Below are 19,353 nucleotides of genomic sequence, written 5' to 3' on the forward strand. Positions count from 1 at the left end.
ATCGCAGATAGCGCAGGTTTTTATGATGATATGCTTGTTAGCTGATTTACTCAGATCCCTCTAATTAAATTTGCTTAGAAGATCCTATTACCCGTTGAGAATTACCGCTTCAATGGGATTTGGGCAATCTTATTCTTCTTTCTGAAAAATACAAGCTCCCTGATCCGGGTAACGCATCCAATAAATAACGCTCTCAAACTCATCAACCAGTAAAACCATAATTATTGGCTCTGGAAGTTTTTCAACGATTGTTGAAGGTGAGCCCTGAATGGAAAAAGGATAAAAACTTATCCGGTGGTCTAGTGTAATGATCAGGCTGTCATTGTTTAATTGCCAGTTTCCAATCCATTGATCTCTTATTACATCAATACTATAAATACTTAAAGAAGTATCTCTTTCCAGGAAAGCTCCATGCGTAGCATTCAGACACAAATTGTGAAGAACGGTGGTATCTGCATATTTTGGAGTTGAAGCATAAGTACTTTGAGGCATAGCATAATAATGAATGCCAATTTCTTCCTCAAAAGTATATGTTCCGGGTATTGTTTCCATCCGCTGGGATTTTGCATCCGGCAGCTGAAGGAAAAACAACATCCCTGCAACCCATTTCTTCATCTTTTTAATTTGATCATAAAAACGTACAGTTGAAGAACAGGATCGTTCAAAGGGAACTTCTTACTCAAACTCCAACTCGAAACAAACACCTTGCTTACTTTCCTTTTTTTGGAGCTTTCCGTTGAGTTGCTCTGCAAAGCCTTCTATTAAAAAATGTCCGAAATGATGGTCATCGGTTCCTGTTTTGTATTCGGAGAAACCTGCGCCGTCGTCTTTGTAGGTCAGGAGGTATTTTCCGTCTTTCAGTTGAAGGCCGAGGTAGATTTCTCCGTGATTTCTTCCTTTGAAACCGTGTAAAATGGAATTCGTGATCCATTCGTTGATCAATAAACCGAGCGGAATCATTTTATCAACGGGAAGTTCCAGGTAATCGATGTCCAGCTTCAGCTTGAAATTATCGGGTTCGTTTACCAGGGAATTCAGGCAGTCTTTGAAGAGCTTTTTCCAGTAGTTTGCCACATTGATCAGGGCCAGATCTTTGTGCTTGTATAGGGATTCATGAATACTGGCAATGGTTTCTATGCGCGATTGCGTTTTGTCGAGTACGCCGTTGAAGTTATTATCGCCTTCTTCCATTTGCAGCCGGATCAAACTGGAAATGATCTGCAGATTGTTCTTAACCCGGTGATGCATTTCTTTGAGGATCACATCTTTTTCATTGTTGAGCTTTTCCAGCTCGGCAGTCCTTTTCCTGACTTTATTTTCCAGGTCGTTCTTCAACTGGATCAGTTCTTCTTCTGCCCGCTTGCGGTTGGTGATATTGGTTGATAATACGAAAATTCCTTCGGGAATGGGTTCTATGCGCAATTCGAACCAGTTTTTGGCTCCGTCGTTATAGGTAAATTCGTTCTCAAAATGAAGTGTAACGCGCTCATCCATGCATTTTTTGAGTTGACTGAACATGAAGGTATCCTCGATTCCGGGATAGCATTCCATCATCGTTTTCCCCAGTAATTTATCAACGGTACTTTGCCCCTGGCTTGCCACAGTTGTATTTACGTAGAGGTATTTCCAGTGATAGTCGATTACCTGGAATCCTTCAAGCAAACTATCGAGAATACTTAAGTTTAAGAGTGATCGTTTCAATGAATGAGCGTTTAATTTACACCCTTAATATACAAAAAACCACATACATGCAATGAAGTGGGGTTTTGAAATTGTCGTAAAAAGTATATCAGGAATTCGTGATCACCAGTTTTTTGGAAACCGTGAACCCTTTTCCTGAAATTTTCAGGATATAAGTTCCTGCTTTCAAATGATCGATATCCAGGGACTGAATGTTTTCACCGGTTTTCTTTTCAACCAATCTACCGCGCATATCACGCACGGTGATTTCTTTGACCGGCCGGTTATTGCTTGCCTGAATGATTATTGCATCTTCTGCCGGATTCGGCCAGAAAGCTACATCAACCTGTTTGTAATCTGAAACGGCTGCTGTTCCTTCGTACTGACTGAAAAAGCGCCAGATCTCTTTGGATGCGTCGAAATCCATGCAGGTATTCCCGGAAGAACCCGAAACCGGTGAACCGGGCCAGGTATGCCCACCACCGGTTACTTTAAACAATTCGACCGTGTAACCGTTGGTTCCTCCCGTGTAAAGGTATCTTGTTGCCGTAGCGTTATCGGAAGTTACTGCATCCGGAATCGGAATCACAGCCGGAACCGGGTTACAATTGTTCTGATCGACCCAAAAGAGATTCGTGTCATCGATGCCTTTCATGGTCGAAGTTCCCGCATAGGGATTCGTATTATCAGAGGTTCCGTGAATGTGCAGAACAGGAACCGGGTGCTGCGGAACACATTCGTCGTACATATCCACCGACATGGAGCCGGTCACTGTTCCGATTGCTGCAAAGCGGTTACTTTGACAAGCCAGGTAATAAGCCATAAAACTTCCGTTGGACATTCCCGCGCAGTAAACCCTGGAGGAATTGATGGAATAATCTGCTGAAATGGTATCAATCAATGCTTCCAAAAACCCGACATCATCCACCGTGGAGCCCAGTACGCTTCCGTAATTCCAGAAACGCTGCCCGAACATAGTAGAACCATCCGGATGAACGACGATAAAGTTTGCCGTATCCGCTATGGGCCTGAAATCGCGGTATTGTGCCTGGTACGCCCCATCTGTACCCAATCCGTGCAAGTTGAACACCAAAGGAACCGGATTTGCCGGATTATACATGGCAGGAATGTAGAAGGAATAAGTACGTGTAATTCCACCGTGGACAAAAGAACCTGAAACGGTTGTCTGCGCGCGGAGTAACCCGGCCACACAAACCAGTAACGCAGTAATAAAGCTGGACTTCTTCATAGAAGAAATATAGGGATTTTTTTGTATAAACTCTATCCTTTTTGCATCCGGACCGACTGAAAATCAAATCCCGCACCGAAACCGGAGCGGGATTTTACCTAACTTACCTAAACCTAAACACTATACACTACTTATACTCTTTAATGCTTTTGCGGAAGATCACGTGTCAGCCACCCTCTTCGGCTCGCAGTTGCGATAGCGTACGGAGTGATCCAAAACAGCGTGAACGTATAAAAAATGCTATATGGATATGCCCAAAGTGATTCGAGCAGATTGTGTCGTTTTGTATAAAAGAATACCTGGATGCTTGAGAAGATGAACAGGCTTAAAAATGCCGAACTCAGGAACAAAAGCGGGTGCGTACAGATCAGGAAGAACATCAGCAGCATTCCCGGATAGGCCACGAATACTTTCAACCACTGATCCAGCAACAGAATACGCGGACCAATTTTCGATTCTTCACGGAATTTCCCGAAAGCGAACTTACTCATGGCGATGTTCTCGCGGATGTTGCTTCGTTCCCAACGGATAAACATTTTGTACAGGCTTTTGTATTTCTCCGGAATGTTGGTGAATACATACGCATTTCGCTGGAACAACACATGGTATCCTTGCTTGAGAATCATGTTCGTCATTGCACGGTCTTCACCGATATCGCTCAGTTGTCCCATGAAAGTCTGGTTCATCCAGTCCGGAAGGCAAGCCATCACCACATCTTTGCGGTAAGCGGCGAGTGCACCGGGTGTGCACAATACGGATCCCAGTTTGCTTTGAGCCGAACGTATAAACTCAAAACTGAAGGTAAAGCTTACGTTCAACATGCGTGGGATCATGGCGTTCTTATTGTTCAAGACGCGTACATTCCCGGCCACTGCGCCACATTTTTCATCTGTTATGAAAGGGCTTACCAAATTTCTAAGCGTATCTCTTCTCACGATGGAGTCACTGTCGACGGTTACAAAGACATCTCCGGTAGCCAGGTTGAAACCACGATACAAGGCGTGTCTTTTTCCCTGGTTGTGCGGCTGCTGGTAAATTTCCAGGCGGTCTCCCAATTCTGCTTTAGCTTTTTTCATCCAATCCCAGGTATCGTCTACACTTCCATCATCAATGGAGATCAGCTGCAGTTTTTCGTGCGGGTAATCACTCTGAGCGAGACTAATCAATGTACGGTACACTAATTCTCCTTCGTTGTATGCCGGCACGATCACCGTTGAAACGGGCAGTTTTTCGTCAGGTACGGATTTAACAGACCTGTATTGCAGGTACAAAAACAGGATATATATTAAAAAACAGATTTTGAATATCAATAAGGCCGTTCCGACAACAATCAATGCAATTCCCCAGGAATTATTCATGCGTTCGAGGTGTAATGCTTTGAAATGCGGCTGCAGCATGTATACCAGGAACGCTGCTCCGACCATTAATAAGATCGCCCCAAGAAGGATGATCACATCTTGTACTCTTACAGGGCTTTTCGGGTAGTAACTATATGTTACTTTCGGGTTTGTGTGTTTGTTAGCGTGCATGTCGTAAAGCTTTGAATTTCCGTACCAACCCTTTCAACAGTTGTACCGAATTCAAAAACCCCTTATTTTTCAAGGGTTTAACGATTTAGTAGTTTTTGAAATCCGGGGAATTATTCCACAGATTGGGGAATTTCTCCCCAATCTGCCTCAAACTCGCTTCTACCTGCAAGTGATAAAAATTTGAGCTTTAAACTTTTGAACCCACACCAAAAACAAAAAAGCCACCCAAAAGAGTGGCTAAGACTATATTATTATTCTGAATCCTATCTTTTCTAGCTGTCTTCGTATGTAGGGCCGTAGAGTCCCGGAACTTTGTTTCCGGTGGAACGCAGGTAAACGATCATTTCTCCCCGGTGATGGTAGATGTGATTGAACAAAAAGCCTCTTGCGACTGTTCCCCTCGGAAAAGGCCCCATGATGGTACGATCTCCGGATTTCATGACCCAGGGAGTTTGCAGGTCTTCTTCCTTCAAAGAAAGAAGCGCTTCCCGGGCTTTTTCCACATTTGCTTCAAAAAGCTCACGCGTTGCATGAATGTCTTCCGGGGATCCGCGTTCCAGGCTGTCAGCAGACATATCGTATTCATCCTGCGTCAATGTTCCCACATACCAATAATAAATGGTTGCAATGTGCTGAGCCAGTTCTCCCATAGACCAGGAAGTCGGCGACGGTTTGAATTTTACATGACTTGCCGGAACGGCGTGCAATAATTTGCGGGTGCTTTCTGCTTCGTGCTCAAATTCAGCTATTAAGGCTTCTAACATCATACTCCAGATTTTAAATGAACGGATAAGTTACTACTCTTCCTTTTTGAAACAAAATCGCGGCGTGTTAATAAAGCTAACATTCAAAAAAGATGCGTTTTGGCGGCAGAAAGAGCAAAAACCGGTTAAAAACCACCATTCAACCCAAATAACAACTAAAAGTAGTGTAAAAACAACCAGAAGTAGTTGTATTTTTATCAGACCTGCAAATGTGCCCTCCTACCTTTGCTTCATCGAAAATCAACAAAAAAGTACGTTATGTTCAATTCAAAAATCATTGGTGAGCGCATCACCGAAGCAAGAAAGAAGACAGCAGTTTCACAAGCGGGACTTGCCGAATTGCTTTTTATCAGTCCGCAGGCAGTTGGAAAATGGGAGCGCGGAGAATCCATGCCGGATATTTTGACTTTAAACCGCCTGGCAGAAATCCTGCAGGTAGACCTGAACTATTTTTCGGAAAATTTCCCATCGGTTGCACGCGAGGATCAAACACCTGTTGTACCAGAGGCAGTTCCTTCCACTCCATCGAAAAAGAAACCACTATCCTGGGATATGTCGAAAGGAAGCTGGGCAGATGCCGATTTCTCCGGGCTCAAAAACCTGCATGAAAAATTCAGTTCTTCGCATCTGAAGAATTGCAAGTTCATCGGTTCGGACTTATCGGGATTACAACTGAGCGATAACTATGTACTGGGCTGCAACTTCTCGGGCTCAGACCTCAGCAATAGCCAGTTAAAAGGTTCGCACCTGACCAAAAACGCGTTCAGGGAATGTTTGCTGAAAGCGACCGAATTTACAGGTAGCCATCTTTCCGGGTGCGATTTTTCCGGAGCAGATTTTTCGGAAGCCGTGTTCAAGTCAGGAGGTTTTGAGAAAAACACGCTTGAAAACGCACTTTGGAAACATGTTTCGTTCCGGGAAATGTACCTGGCCGACCTGGTTTTTGAAGGAATCGTTGAAGACTGTTATTTTGAAAACTGCGCTTTTAAACGAATTACTTTCAAAGATGCAGTCCTTACAAACACGTTCTTCAAGAACAAAAGCCTGAAACACATCCGTTTTGTGGATTGCAAGGCAGATCGCATCACGTATGAATTTTTAAAGAACGGAAAAGCGGATTTAAGCGGGCTTGAACTGATTGACAGCTGAAGGAATCCGTGTTTTTTGTTTGGCGACATCATCCGGTTTCCGGGAATTTAAACAGGTTTAAACATGTTCAAAAAAGGTTTAAAAGGGTTCAAAAAGTTTAACCATATTTGAAGGGTTATTGAACTCTTTGAACTTGTTTTTATGAATGCGAACGAACGGTCTCGAATCTGCAAAGCCAGTACCGAAGAATTTTTAGTCCTGCTTCATAAGGAGCATAAAATCCTGCTGGAGCAAGACCTTTTTAAAGCCAATATCCTGGCACGGATACTCAGGTTCACGCCGCTTGAACTGGAAGAAGTCCTGGAATATCTTCACCGGTATGAGATTGATATTGTTATCGGAAAAGCTGCCAAAAAAGCTGCCCGGAATGCCCTGGAGCATTATGACAGGCCGGATTGGCAAATTCGGGGCAGGGATGTGTTTGAAGAAATTTATGATGATTTGAAAAGGATTTATGAAATTTCCGAGTAAATCCTTCCTTACTTTTTTCCAAGGCAAAAAAAGTAAGCAAAAATGCCTTTCAATTACCACCGTCAAGCAGCTTTCTCTTTCGGACCGACTCACGAAAAGAAGGGATCAGGATCCCAAATGACAAGCACTTTTCGGAGTCGGTTACCAAAATAGAAAACCTTTTTCTTCGACAATTATTTTTAAGTTTAGTGTAGATTTCTCTATCAAAAACGAGTTCTGGAAGCTGGTAATTGATGTTCAACCGCTGCATACAATCTAAAACAGGTAATCTTAGCTTCTGCAAAAAAATAATCTTTTAATATTTTTTTCGAACCAAGAGAAGAATATCAGTTGTTTCACTATTTACAGATTCCGTATTTTTGGTAAAAGCATTCAGACTATGAGTACAACTCCGGAACACGATCAAAAAATTGCCAAACTGACCTTTGCTTCGGTTTATCCACATTATGTAAAAAAGGTTGAAACCAAGGGAAGAACGGTACAGGAACTCCACGAGGTAATTGAATGGCTGACCGGTTTTGATGAAAAAAAAGTGCAGCAACTCATTGATCAGAAAGTGACTTTTGAAGAGTTCTTCAAGCAAGCTAATCTAAACCCGAATGCGGAATTAATTACCGGAACGATTTGCGGTTACAGGATTGAAGAGATCCAAACACCACTGACCAAGCAAACCCGTTACCTGGACAAATTGGTCGATGAACTGGCGAAGGGGAAAAAGATGGAGAAAATCTTAAGAAATGAGAAGTGAATATGGTAAATGTTTAAAATAGTATTGTGGCATTTAACTTAATCCTCCTTATCGCCTATTTGTGTGTCACGATCTTTACCAGTGTGAAGATCAGTAAGAGCATTACGCTTTCTACCACTCAGAAAGTAATTAATATTGTTTTAAATGCTTTTGCCCCGGTACTTTGGTATTACCTGATCTCCCCGATTATTTTCCCGAAAGACAAACTCATTACCAGGGACGAACGCGAGAAGCTGCTCGCAAAAGAAAGGGGAAGCAGGATGGAAAACACAGGAAGATCTTCCACTTATACCTGACTCCATGAAATTAAAAAGGGGACAAAAGCCCCCTTTGTACCTAACTTGGTTTTTGCTACATTACCAACTTTCAAATCCTACAGCTAAGTTAATAACGAACAAGACCAGGGAGTTTACACATCAGATAAAAGGATTTACATAATTCCTACTATAACCGGCAGCACTTTCACTAAAAATGACTATTCTTGTGCGCTACAATAACACTCATTCACATGAATAAACCGACTATCACTGCGTTAATTACCGTTCAGGAAATCCATAACTCCGCCAATTCGAACCTTCCGGATGCCCATGTCAAAGATTTCGGAGGAAAACCGTTGTTTCAATTAATGATTGACAAACTGCTTGGTGTTCAGTCCATCGATAAAATCGTGGTAACCACCGATTCGGAGAAAGTCAGAAAGATCTACGCGAACAACGCCAAAATTTCCCTTATTCCGTTGCCGGATGCAGCTACCCTTTCCGCTGAAAACTCTGCAGAGCGCATTCTGGAAGACATGCCCACTTCCGATTGGTTTACCGCGCACGCCCTGAAGAAGACAGCCGGAGAACATTTTATGCAAACGCAATGTATCAACCCGCTCCTTTCCGTACAAACGATCGAAGCTGCCATTGAACAGTATTACAATTACGTACTGAACGACGAATACCAGCAATTTGATTCGGTGATGAGCCTTTGCCGTGTTGAAAAAAGACTGTACGACAACAGCAAATATCCCAAACCCGTTACTTTACGAAACGAGCCGCATTTCGTGATTTTTGAAGACACGGTATTCAACCTTTTCAACCGCACTTCCTTCCAGAAGAATAACCGGCAAAAACTGGGTAAAAACCCGATGTTCTTTGAAGTTCCGGAAATTGAAAGCCTCGCAGTGGAGTCACCGGTGAGTTATAAACTGGCAAAGCTGGCTTTTGAGCATAAAAACCGGTTTAATATGGATTAAATAGACTATCAACAATTGACTTTTTCAAGCTTTTATAATAGGTTTCATAAAATATTCAAAAAAAACAATCAACAAATAAACCATTGAAAAACATATCATTACATCAATATTGAAGAGTTATCAACAACTTTTTTTTCAAAAAAATAGTTAAAATACCAAAAGCTTAACTACATTTGGAGAGCGATTTAAGAGCCTAAATTATTTTTTAAAGACGCCATAAATCAAAAACACAACTTAGTACATTATTCTTATGAAACAGATCCTTTTAGGGTTTATACTTCTCGTATATTCCTCTGTGTTCTCACAATCAACCAGCATTGATTTTTCAATGTCTTTCGCTATCAATCCCTCATTTACTCCCGGATTAGACGAAATAGACCGACAAGGTTCGATTTTCCAGGTGAAAATTACAGCAACTGATTTAAACGACATAGGTGAATTTACAGTCATTGTTTGCGACCAGGCATCCGGTAATCCGATTACGGTGAAACGTCTGAGTAAGCAAGAATTATTAACAGGCACATACACTCAGAACGGCTTAACTGTCTTTAGTTTCCCCTATTTGGAACCTTCAGCAAAGTATAAAGTTATTTTGGAAGCCCAGAATTCCCAGCAGGCATATTTACCCCGAATTGAGAAAAATTTTCCCTCTAATTAATCTATAGACAACTTAAATTATGAATCGAATAATTGCACTATTCGCCTTTTTGTGTGCCTTTTCAGGCTATTCACAAATAGTAAGCGTACCAACCCTTTATTCAACGGAAGATGCGCAAACCAATTCCGGATCAACAGGAACTAATTATGGAACATTAGGAACCATGAATGTTTCTGTAGCATCAGGCCCCGCTGTATACAGAGGGTTCATGAAATTTGACCTGAGTACGATACCATCAAATGCTGTAATCACTTCAGCAATATTGCGATTGACACCAAGCGGAACCGAAAACGTAACTGCGGTCAATTCAACCCAATTGTACGTAGATGTTTGTAATTCATCCTGGACAGAAACAGGAATCAGTCATTCTTCCAACATTTCAAATAATACCCTTTTCTCCACCGTAACCTTATCCCAATCCATATCCGGAAAAAGGGAATTCATTGTTAAAGACTTTGTACAGGCAATGGTTGAAGGACGTTTACCAAATAATGGTTTCCGGGTCCGTAAGAGCGATGAATCAACTGTCCTTAGCACGACTTATTTTACCAGAGAAAACGGAACAGCATCCAATCGCCCCCAGTTAATTATTCAATACTACCTTCGTTCTTATGTGAGTGCGGCAACTATTGTCCATACAAGTACTTTGAGTAGTACAGACGGATCTATTTCTCCTACAATTGTCAACGGAGCAACTCCAACTTTGATGACCTACAATTGGTATAATTCAAGTGGAACTCAGATTGCAACAACCCAAAACTTAACAGGTGTTGGAAAAGGTTGGTACGGTTTGAAATATTGGAGTACCGGTATATTCGGCGACACTACTTACCAGGCTTTCCTGGTAGGGACAGAATGTGAAGATGTCTCTATAACGTTTGACCCGGGACCGAATTATATCGACGATTCCCGTTTTTCGGATTTTGTCAGCGGCTCTGGAACTACCGCTATTAACTATCCTCAGGCAAACAATGGATCCAATGTACTGATGCTTCATGAGCGCTGGACAAACGGTACCTGGTATAGTGCCAGAGATGTGATCAAGTTCAGGGTATGGGTTGATCCGGGATGCGATGTAAATTCGGCAGTCATGACATTGGTAGGAAACGCACATTATCCTTTACAAACTCCTAATACTTCCGAATTGCAGCGAATAACTTCCGACTGGTCCGAATACGGGGTTGCTCAAAACAACATGCCAAGTGCTACGGCAACCGGAAAAATAACCGTTCCTGCAATTCCTGCAGGAAACGGGAATGCAACTACTGATATTGCTAGTTTCTTTAATATCTGGAAAACAAACAATACCCAAAACTACGGGATGCTTTTCCAGTTGCAGTCTTATGCATCGAACCTTTATACCAGAATGCAATTTCATTCATCAGACGCGACAACTCCGAGCAACCGTCCTCAAATTGCCTTCTCAATAAAAGTAAACACCTGTGATTTAAGCAGAAAGGGATCTACGACAACAAGCAGTAATGATCCGGCCCTGAAAAAATCCCTTCAGGTAAGTATTACTCCTCCTTCTTGGGCAGTTTCACCATACAGGTATGTTATTTCGGATTTGCCGATCCCGAATCAAACTGATTTGCTGACTTACCTGAACGATTCCGTTTTTGATCCGGATATCGACAGTACCAAACTGTATATGGGAACTGTTAATTCAACGACTTATAATTTCGGAGAAGTAGATTACAGCAATTACAACGTAGCAGTTTTTGATAATAACGGAAAACGCATCTATGACAAAAAAGACATTGATCTTTATCCGGCAATTACATTGCTTGCTGCTTCAAATGCAGTGGTAGTTAACAACAATATGATCCGGCCTAACACAGCTGCAAATGGTATCTGTGAAGTCAATGCTTATGTAAATACAACATCCCAGGGATCTGTAAAAATAAACCCTACCGTTTTATCAGGAACACAGTATTATGGGTTTATTGATGATTACAAACCGCTCGCAACATCCGGAGATATTCGTTTCGGTTATGCTATAGTAGGTACGAAACTCTATACGATCAAAAACTCAGTTGTCAGCAGTAGTTATGTGAATATTACAGCTGGAAAGAATGTAAACCTGACATTTGAAAACGATACCATTATCTTCTCGGACGATTCGACGATTTTTGACAAAGCTGCCATAACTGCCGGATACAAACTAAAATTCGGAGGGATTATGAACAGTGCTTCCCGAACGTATTTAAAATTCAAAAAGATACCTCTTAAGCCGTTCTTCCTGTTACAAACATCCGGAACCGAAAGAAGTTGTACCACACCTACTGCTAATTTCCAGTTCAGTATCAACGGATTTTTGAGCAACTTGTTTGGAAGCTACAACTATACGCTAAATGCACAGAATGCAAACAGTCCCGTTCCTTCTTTCTCAGGTACGGGAACCAGTGCCGGAACTGTCACGGTCAGTAACGTTCCACCGGGAGTTTATACATTGACTTGTACCCAAACAAGCGGTAGTTTGATCTCTTTGGTTTATACCGTGTACATCGGGGTTCAGGCAGATTGGTATACCACTCACCCGAATTATAATATTACACCGAACTCTTATTCGTTAAGCAGAAACAATGTAAATCCTATTTCAACTTACGCCAGTGCATTCAGTACGAATTTTCTGAACGCAGGCACAAAAGGATGGATCTGGTTCTACCCGGTGGTAAGTGCTTTTTTACAGAACAGGAACGATTATTTGTCGATTGTAGACAACTTCACGAATACACAACCAAGTCCTACCCAAACTTACCTTTCATTCAGAAAAGTTCTTCCTACTATTTCCAGTTCAGGATCCGGGACAATTGTTATAATTCCGGGAGGTATACAGGTTGTCTGGAGAGATGCAATCACTTCTGCTGTAGGATCGACCATCATACCATCCAATACAAATCCATTCATTACAATTGAAATGACCGGTACAATGATGAATGTAAGAGCCAACGGCACAATCATCGCATCCATTAATCAACCTGCCGGAGGAATTCGTTTGAAAGCTAACTCCAACAGAACCAACGAAGGATTTAAAGATGTACATACCACTTTCGCATGTACACCTGCGCAAACAATTGACCAGGTTGGCTATTATGAATTGGCCAGAGATTACACAGCCGGTTACGCCACAGCAGTTGAAGGAAAATTGAAATTTACCTTTGATGAAGAATACGGCATTCAATCGGGTAAAAAAGTACAGTATGTTGTTTACAACGACTCGAACAATCCTATTGCTTCAGGCGACATGAGTGGTACCGTAACAGGAGGTGCAAGTGCCTTAGCATATAGCTTTGATGATAACAGATATACTTTAACAGTTTCTTCTATCAGTACAGCAACGGTTGGTAAGTTTTATCACCTGGAAGTAACCACTTCAACCGGTCAAAAAAGAGTTTTACGTTTCTTATACAAAAATTAATACCATAATCATCCTATGTATTTATTTACAAAACTTAGCAAAAGAACAAAAACCATCAGTTGGTTTTTACTTCATGTTTTTGTTCTGCAAATCATCCCTTTCTCCTCTTTCGCAGGTGAGAAAAACAGCACGGTTGATTTGAATTTATTCACTGCTTCGGGTAACAAAAAGAGTGATCTAATCGCACGTATGCTTGCCTGGTCAGCACCTTCATCTAAAGAAAATACCGAATCTGATTCGGAGTACCAATCTCTAAAAAAGGTAAATTCTCCTGATTCAAATAAGAAGAATTCGGTACAATTGAAAACCGTATCAGCGAGTGGGAGTGGATTCACACCAGGTGCCATGAACGACATGGTTGATCCTTTTACAGGCGATTTTTCTTACAATCTTCCTTTGATGGATGTAGAAGGTTATCCATTGACATTGACGTATAATGCCAATGTAAATATGAATTCCGATGCCTCCTGGGTTGGTCTGGGGTGGAATTTAGATGTAGGATCGGTAAATCGTGAGATGCGAGGAATTCCTGATGAATTCAATGGTGATCAAAACTTAACCAGAACCGTGAAGCAATTGGATGATATAACTTCCAACGGATTCAAAGCGGGAGGTTATGCATCGTTAGGCTTAAAAAAGAACTATTTTACTCCAAAACTGCAGGTAACAGCTTTATGGGGAAGCTATGAAAACAGTTATTTAGGACTTGGAAAAACCTTTGACATTGGTTTACAAGCAACTGTTGCGTTAAGCTATTCAGACGAACGCGGTAATATTGCGGCAAGTTTCGGTTTGGGTTATACTTCAGATACAAAAGGAGGGGTTGGTTTTAATAGAGATTTTGGTTTTAGTGCAGGATACGGTCCGAAACAAGGAGAAACAGGTGCCGGCGGTAGTATCGGAGCAACTTTCGGTAGAAATTTTAATTCCAGGATCGGTTTAATCGCAAAAACACAATCATTCAGTGTCTCAGCCGGTTATACTGCTGAACCTTATAAAGGGAATGCCGATAGCGATAAATGGTTTACAAAAGGGGATAAAGGTGCCACTACAGGAAGAGGATACAGTGCAAGTTATGGAGCCAGCACAACTATTATGTTTGGAACAGCTGCTTCTACTCCACGCTTGCAATTCAACTCAACATCCCTTAGTAACGCTTTCTTCCTGAATGCTTATGTAGGAGCGAAATCCGGGAGTTTAGTCGCAAAGGCCGGGGCAATTGTTGAAACCTATAGTTCAGAGTCCAAAATGGCCGGTTCCAATACCATTTACGAACAGGCATACGGTTATCTGCATTCCGGTAAACGCGCCAATGCAACAGGAAGTTCTCCTGTTATGGATTTTAACCGGGGAACCGATTTTGAGTTTTCAGAGCGCATGAAAAACCTTCCCTTTTCTGTTCAGACTTATGATATTTTTCATGCATCAAGCTCTGGAATAAATGGTCAATTTAGAGCAAACAGAACAGATGTAGGAACTTATTACGATGCATCGACTCAGGGAAGATTGAATGAAAACAGTGTGATGCTTGTTAATGATGATATTAAGGCTGTAAACGTTGGTGTTTTATTCGGTGCAGGTATTACTATTGAAGTAGGATATTCTACAGGTGTACAAAAAGGAGACATGGTTTCCGGGAAATGGGGATCACCTATTGATTTCGCGACCGTAGGTAACAACACTGAATACGATCCGACCACTTATTTTAAAGCAATTGGGGAATTAACACCGAATAATCTGGCGAACTATACTAATCTTGGAGGTAGTGCACCCCGACGTTTCAATTTAACTGCCGGTTCTGATATAAACGTAACTTCCACAATGGACAATGGTATTTCACCATCTGTTTCTTCCAGTCCTAAACCTGTAAGGGCAACAGCATTTATCCCGCGTACAGCAAATGCAATGTATACCGGGTCTAATGTATATGAACGCACTTTCCGTTATTACAACACTACAGGAACTTACGTTTCACCCGTTAACCGTGTAGGAGCACATCGAGCAGGAAACCATATTTCTGCTATACAAGTAACATCTACTAATGGGGGCATCTATACTTATGGAATTCCCAATTATTCCCTCATTAGTTCAGAGGTAGCATTTTCCTGCACGGGAAGATCCGTTGATGCAAGTACAGGGATGGTGAGTTATTCAGCTTCAGATGCCAGTATATCCAATTCATTGGGAAAATCACAAATGTTTGACCGAACAGATATTCCGGCTTACCCCACAACATTCCTGTTAACATCATCTGTTAGTTCGGATTACATAGATGTAACAGGAGATGGTCCTTCATTGGATGATATTGGTTCCTATTATAAATTTGATTATGTAAAGGTTTACGATAATTACAAATGGCGTTTTCCTGTCAGCGGATACGGTTCAGGTAATCCGAAAGCCATTATTAACAAAGGATTCTTATCCTTAGATTCCGATGATATTGCAAGTTACTCCTATGGGGAGCGTGAAGTATATTATCCCAAAACTATTAAGGGAAAGAATTATATCGCTGTTTTTGTGTTAGAAGACCGAAAAGATGCCTTTGGTGTAATTGATGATAAAGGTTTCCTGGATGACACAAAGCCCCTAAAAGCTTTAGATAAAATCATTCTTTATAACCTGAGCGACTACGAAGCAAACGGAGTAAACGCAACGATGCTTCAAGTCGTTGATTTTGAATATGATTATTCACTGTGTTTGAAAGCCCCATCCAACAAAGACACATATACGAATCCATCTTCCACTAATAATGGAAAGTTAACCTTGAAAAAAATAATGACTTATGCCGGTACATCCAAAGAGCAAGGATTAAGTGCTATTGAGTTTGATTACAATGCAGGACCGTCATACAATCATTTGAATGTTGACAGATGGGGTAATTACAAACCAAATAACACAGCTGTTCCGAATGATCTCTACCCATATGCTATTCAGGATGAAACTACCGCAAATACATACTCAGCTTACTGGAAATTAAGCAAAGTAACCTCATCTACTGGTGGTGAGATGACTATTAATTATGAAGCTGACAGTTACGGTTACGTTCAAAATAAACGTGCCATGCGACAGTTTGAAATTGCCGGTATGATGAACCTATACAAGTACCATGAGGTTATCAATCAAACTTACTGGACAAGTCAAAGCAGTGATTTAAAAAGTGAATTCCGTAACGATTCATTTAATCCCAATCCGGATTTTGTAGTGGAGCAATTTAGAAAAAAATATGGCGAGTTTAAGAAAAACCTAATGCCTAACAATGTTATAGTATTCAGGTTGGACAAGCCTATTTCGAACAGTTTAAGCAAAGTGGAAGCCAATAAAAAAGTAAAAGACGATTATTTCAAGGATCCAAGTAAAGGACCAAATAGTTATTTGCAAGAGTTGTATTTTAATGTATATGCGGAGGTAAAATCAGGTTACCAGGAAATGATTCCTTGTTTCGTAAAAATTGCTCCTGATTATCCTCAGTTATTCCAGGATTGGTCTGGTGGAATGGATAATAATATGTATTCCATCGGAGTACTTCCTCCAAGCTCATCAACAGATGATTATCAATATGGGTATGTTGTTTTGGAATTGATCAATGTTGGTAAAATTGAAGAAACTAAGAAGAAAGAGAAAAAGGACAAGGATATTTTGATTCTGCATCCCATTCAACGTTTTGGAATTGATTTCATAAGACAAAATTTACCTGACATTGTATATGGTGCATGCAGAACCTGTGAAGGAGAATTATCTGTTGATAAAAAAGCACTTTTTGGTAATGAAATGTATGAGTACATTATTACCAAAGGCAATTATTTAAGAAATCTTACAACTACCCGTTCATTTGTTAGATTATTTGAACCGGACAACAAAAAGTTCGGAGGAAATGCCCGTGTGAAATCTATTCAAATAGATGACAAATGGGTAAGTATGTCTGGCGAAGAATCAATAACTAATGGTACTTACGGATGGACGTATCAGTATCCTTCACGAAGTGAAACCGGTGGAATCGCCGCTTATGAACCTCGCCAGGGAATGGACGAAAATCCTTTCTACGAATGGGATTCTTATTATGATTTTGCAAAGAAATTTCCGGATGAGTTGAATTTTAATGTGATGCCTCTAGCTCAACAATTATTCCCTAAAGAAGTGGTGGGATACGAAAAAGTCCGTATTTCCATGACTGGATATGGTGCTAGTTCAAAAGGAGAAGTCGAAATGAACTTCCACACGAACAAAGAAGAGGGATACAAAACAATTGCTGTTCCAACGGATATTGACAAGAGTCAGAAAATCAATGAAAAATCCTTTTTCACCGGGCAAACAGTTGATTTATATGGTTTCTCTCAGGGGTACTCAGTTATTACCAATGATTTTCACGGAAAACCTATTGATATAACCTTAAAAGATCCTCAAGGGAATAGCATTTATCAAACTGTTTATGAATATTATAAGTTAGGTGAAAAAATCCCTATGATTGATCGAAAAGGTCATGTAGAGAATGAAAGTGTTGCACAGGAATATGACATCCATTTGGATTCACGTTATATCCATGATGAATCCAAATTTAAAATGGCTGGTTTAACAGTTGGATTCACCTGGTCACTTCCGCCTAAGATTTCAATTTCCCCATTTTATACTCAAAATAGCAGGGAACGCGGTTTCTATTCCCTGAACATGTTAAAACACATGAACTATTCTGCAGTTGTAAAAAGTATTAAAACAACTAATATGGCTTCCGAGAATACTGCAAATAATCTGCTGTATGATAAATATACAGGATCAGTCATTCTTTCCAGTCTACAAGATGAGTACAATGACAGATTATATAGTTTGGTTTATCCGGCTCACTGGGCCTATCCTAATTTACGTGAAATCCAAACCTCTTATCCTGCAAGCAGTAGCGGGAACTTAAATAGTTCAACAGGATTACTGACAGCAACCTATGATCTGAGTGAGTTCTATTCACCAGGTGATTTGATTGAACTCACAAACGGATCGACAACCTCTACAGGTTACATCTTGTCCATTGCAGCTGGATCTTCTGGAAGCTCTACAGCATATATTGTAAATACAAATGGGGCCATATTTACAGCCATCTCAGGGGCGCTAACCTTCCGTGTATTAGTTCCCAATCGAAGTAATCGTTTGTCTGAGGCAATGCAAACTCTTGCTACAAAAAAACCTTTTGTAATAACTGCTGGAAGTAATTTCCCTTTCCCGACAGATGAGATATTAGAAAGTAGTGCTTTAATTTATAAGGATAAAAACAACATCAGTGAATGTTCTCCGAAACCAGATAACCAGTATATCAACTTGTTTGCAAACGGAGCTAAAGGAAAACCAATCGTAGAAACAATTCTTTCCTGGCAAACTGAACGAAAAAATGAGGTACATCCTCAAAAAACTCGTTTTGATGGAGCTTATGTGGATTTCAAACCTCTTTACGCATTAGATGCATATAACGTATGGGCCCGAATAGATAGACCCAACTATCCATCAGGAAATGGCACGTTCCAAAAATGGAGAAAAAGTGCAATAAACACGCGTTTTAACAGATATGGAGTACCAATCGAATCCCGCGACTTAATTGGCAACTATTCAACAACAGTTTCCATAACAAATACAAAAATTGCGGATCTTCAAATTGCTCAGGTTTCAAACGCAAATGCTACAGATATTGCCTTCGATGGTTTCGAAACTTATACTTATGAAACAGGGTTTTACGGTACGTATTTCAATTTTCAGATTCCAAGTAGTACCTCTCTTGTTTCAACAGTTAGACACAGTGGAAAAACATCTTTGAAATTGACCGCATCGCAATCTGCAAGTTATACATCGACCACTACTGCGAATTGTGCATTCGATGAAATTCCAAGTACAGATATTCCTGCAGGTTATCTAGATGGACGAAATTGCAATTGTCCTCCTCCTCTATTTAATCCTAACCCGGGAGATTATATTTTTGGGGCTTGGGTTAAACAAACCGGTACCAATGCAACTGTTAAAGTGATTGTGGGAACAGGTGGCTCAGCAACAACTTATACTGCTGTTAAATCAGGTCCTGCAATTGACGGATGGCAGCGTGTAGAAGGAATTTGTACAATTCCCACAGCACCTATTCAGGTTTCTTTAAAATTGGAAAATGGCACATCAACAGATGCTTATTTCGATGATTTCAGACTACACCCTGTTTCAGCAGAAATGTCAACGATAGTATATGATCCTAAAACATTGCTTCCATTAGCAACACATAATACATATAACTATACGACTTTTTATAACTACGATGAAAATCTTCAGTTAGTACGTTTAAAACTGGAGACCATTGAAGGAATTAAAACTGTTTCAGAAACAGAATCAGGCCTTTATACAAAATAATCAATCCCAATCACAGACTTCAATAGCTATGAAAAATTTTAAATATTTAATAGTTTTTTTACTACTCATCACAATAAC

General features: G+C 40.6%; 13 protein-coding genes. 8 read left to right on the top strand and 5 right to left on the bottom strand.

Features of this window, described 5'->3' with window-relative positions:
• Nucleotides 1-129: 129 nt before the first annotated feature.
• From ABDW02_RS07955 to ABDW02_RS07975, 5 genes are all read right to left on the bottom strand, one after another.
• Nucleotides 130-615 (bottom strand): hypothetical protein, encoded by a 486-nt coding sequence (locus ABDW02_RS07955; protein WP_343633881.1) that lies wholly within the window; start codon nt 613-615, stop codon nt 130-132.
• Between the two features lie 60 nt (nt 616-675).
• Nucleotides 676-1,701 (bottom strand): histidine kinase dimerization/phosphoacceptor domain -containing protein, encoded by a 1,026-nt coding sequence (locus tag ABDW02_RS07960; RefSeq protein WP_343633883.1) that lies wholly within the window; start codon nt 1,699-1,701, stop codon nt 676-678.
• An 88-nt stretch (nt 1,702-1,789) separates the two neighbouring features.
• Nucleotides 1,790-2,929 carry a T9SS type A sorting domain-containing protein gene (locus ABDW02_RS07965; protein WP_343633885.1) on the bottom strand — a complete coding sequence of 380 codons (1,140 nt, stop codon included), beginning with the start codon at nt 2,927-2,929 and terminating at the stop codon, nt 1,790-1,792.
• Nucleotides 2,930-3,069: 140 nt separating this feature from the next.
• Nucleotides 3,070-4,458, bottom strand: coding sequence for a glycosyltransferase (locus ABDW02_RS07970; protein ID WP_343633887.1), 1,389 nt, complete (start codon nt 4,456-4,458; stop codon nt 3,070-3,072).
• A gap of 272 nt (nt 4,459-4,730) precedes the next feature.
• On the bottom strand, nt 4,731-5,225 hold the full coding sequence (locus tag ABDW02_RS07975; RefSeq protein ID WP_343633889.1) for a DinB family protein: 495 nt from the start codon (nt 5,223-5,225) through the stop codon (nt 4,731-4,733).
• Nucleotides 5,226-5,480: 255 nt separating this feature from the next.
• Between ABDW02_RS07975 and ABDW02_RS07980 the strand changes: the two genes are divergently transcribed.
• The 8 genes from ABDW02_RS07980 (at nt 5,481) to ABDW02_RS08015 (ending at nt 19,275) form a co-directional block, all read left to right on the top strand.
• Complete coding sequence (locus tag ABDW02_RS07980; RefSeq protein WP_343633892.1) at nt 5,481-6,371, top strand: pentapeptide repeat-containing protein; 891 nt, start codon at nt 5,481-5,483, stop codon at nt 6,369-6,371.
• Between the two features lie 141 nt (nt 6,372-6,512).
• Entirely contained in the window at nt 6,513-6,842 is a 330-nt protein-coding gene (locus ABDW02_RS07985; protein WP_343633894.1) for a hypothetical protein, read from the top strand.
• A gap of 379 nt (nt 6,843-7,221) precedes the next feature.
• Nucleotides 7,222-7,590: a DUF2200 domain-containing protein gene (locus tag ABDW02_RS07990; protein WP_343633896.1), complete on the top strand. Its 369-nt coding sequence runs from the start codon at nt 7,222-7,224 to the stop codon at nt 7,588-7,590.
• A 26-nt stretch (nt 7,591-7,616) separates the two neighbouring features.
• Nucleotides 7,617-7,886 (top strand): hypothetical protein, encoded by a 270-nt coding sequence (locus ABDW02_RS07995; RefSeq protein WP_343633898.1) that lies wholly within the window; start codon nt 7,617-7,619, stop codon nt 7,884-7,886.
• Between the two features lie 212 nt (nt 7,887-8,098).
• Nucleotides 8,099-8,830, top strand: coding sequence for a hypothetical protein (locus tag ABDW02_RS08000; RefSeq protein ID WP_343633900.1), 732 nt, complete (start codon nt 8,099-8,101; stop codon nt 8,828-8,830).
• Nucleotides 8,831-9,080: 250 nt separating this feature from the next.
• A complete protein-coding gene (locus ABDW02_RS08005) occupies nt 9,081-9,488 on the top strand; it encodes a hypothetical protein (RefSeq protein ID WP_343633902.1) in 408 nt (135 codons plus the stop codon).
• A 19-nt stretch (nt 9,489-9,507) separates the two neighbouring features.
• A complete protein-coding gene (locus ABDW02_RS08010; RefSeq protein WP_343633904.1) occupies nt 9,508-12,909 on the top strand; it encodes a DNRLRE domain-containing protein in 3,402 nt (1,133 codons plus the stop codon).
• 15 nt (nt 12,910-12,924) lie between these two features.
• Nucleotides 12,925-19,275 (top strand): hypothetical protein, encoded by a 6,351-nt coding sequence (locus ABDW02_RS08015; RefSeq protein ID WP_343633906.1) that lies wholly within the window; start codon nt 12,925-12,927, stop codon nt 19,273-19,275.
• Nucleotides 19,276-19,353: the final 78 nt, after the last annotated feature.

It is taken from the genome of Fluviicola sp. (assembly GCF_039596395.1).
GTDB lineage: Bacteria > Bacteroidota > Bacteroidia > Flavobacteriales_D > Crocinitomicaceae > Fluviicola.

Excerpts from the sequence above, each read along its gene's own strand:
- ABDW02_RS07990 (WP_343633896.1), top strand. The coding sequence starts at position 7,222 with ATGAGTACAACTCCGGAACACGATCAAAAAATTGCCAAACTGACCTTT.
- ABDW02_RS08010 (WP_343633904.1), top strand. The coding sequence starts at position 9,508 with ATGAATCGAATAATTGCACTATTCGCCTTTTTGTGTGCCTTTTCAGGC.
- ABDW02_RS07975 (WP_343633889.1), bottom strand. The coding sequence starts at position 5,225 with ATGATGTTAGAAGCCTTAATAGCTGAATTTGAGCACGAAGCAGAAAGC.
- ABDW02_RS07980 (WP_343633892.1), top strand. The coding sequence starts at position 5,481 with ATGTTCAATTCAAAAATCATTGGTGAGCGCATCACCGAAGCAAGAAAG.
- ABDW02_RS08015 (WP_343633906.1), top strand. The coding sequence starts at position 12,925 with ATGTATTTATTTACAAAACTTAGCAAAAGAACAAAAACCATCAGTTGG.
- ABDW02_RS08005 (WP_343633902.1), top strand. The coding sequence starts at position 9,081 with ATGAAACAGATCCTTTTAGGGTTTATACTTCTCGTATATTCCTCTGTG.
- ABDW02_RS07970 (WP_343633887.1), bottom strand. The coding sequence starts at position 4,458 with ATGCACGCTAACAAACACACAAACCCGAAAGTAACATATAGTTACTAC.
- ABDW02_RS07985 (WP_343633894.1), top strand. The coding sequence starts at position 6,513 with ATGAATGCGAACGAACGGTCTCGAATCTGCAAAGCCAGTACCGAAGAA.
- ABDW02_RS07965 (WP_343633885.1), bottom strand. The coding sequence starts at position 2,929 with ATGAAGAAGTCCAGCTTTATTACTGCGTTACTGGTTTGTGTGGCCGGG.
- ABDW02_RS07955 (WP_343633881.1), bottom strand. The coding sequence starts at position 615 with ATGAAGAAATGGGTTGCAGGGATGTTGTTTTTCCTTCAGCTGCCGGAT.
- ABDW02_RS08000 (WP_343633900.1), top strand. The coding sequence starts at position 8,099 with ATGAATAAACCGACTATCACTGCGTTAATTACCGTTCAGGAAATCCAT.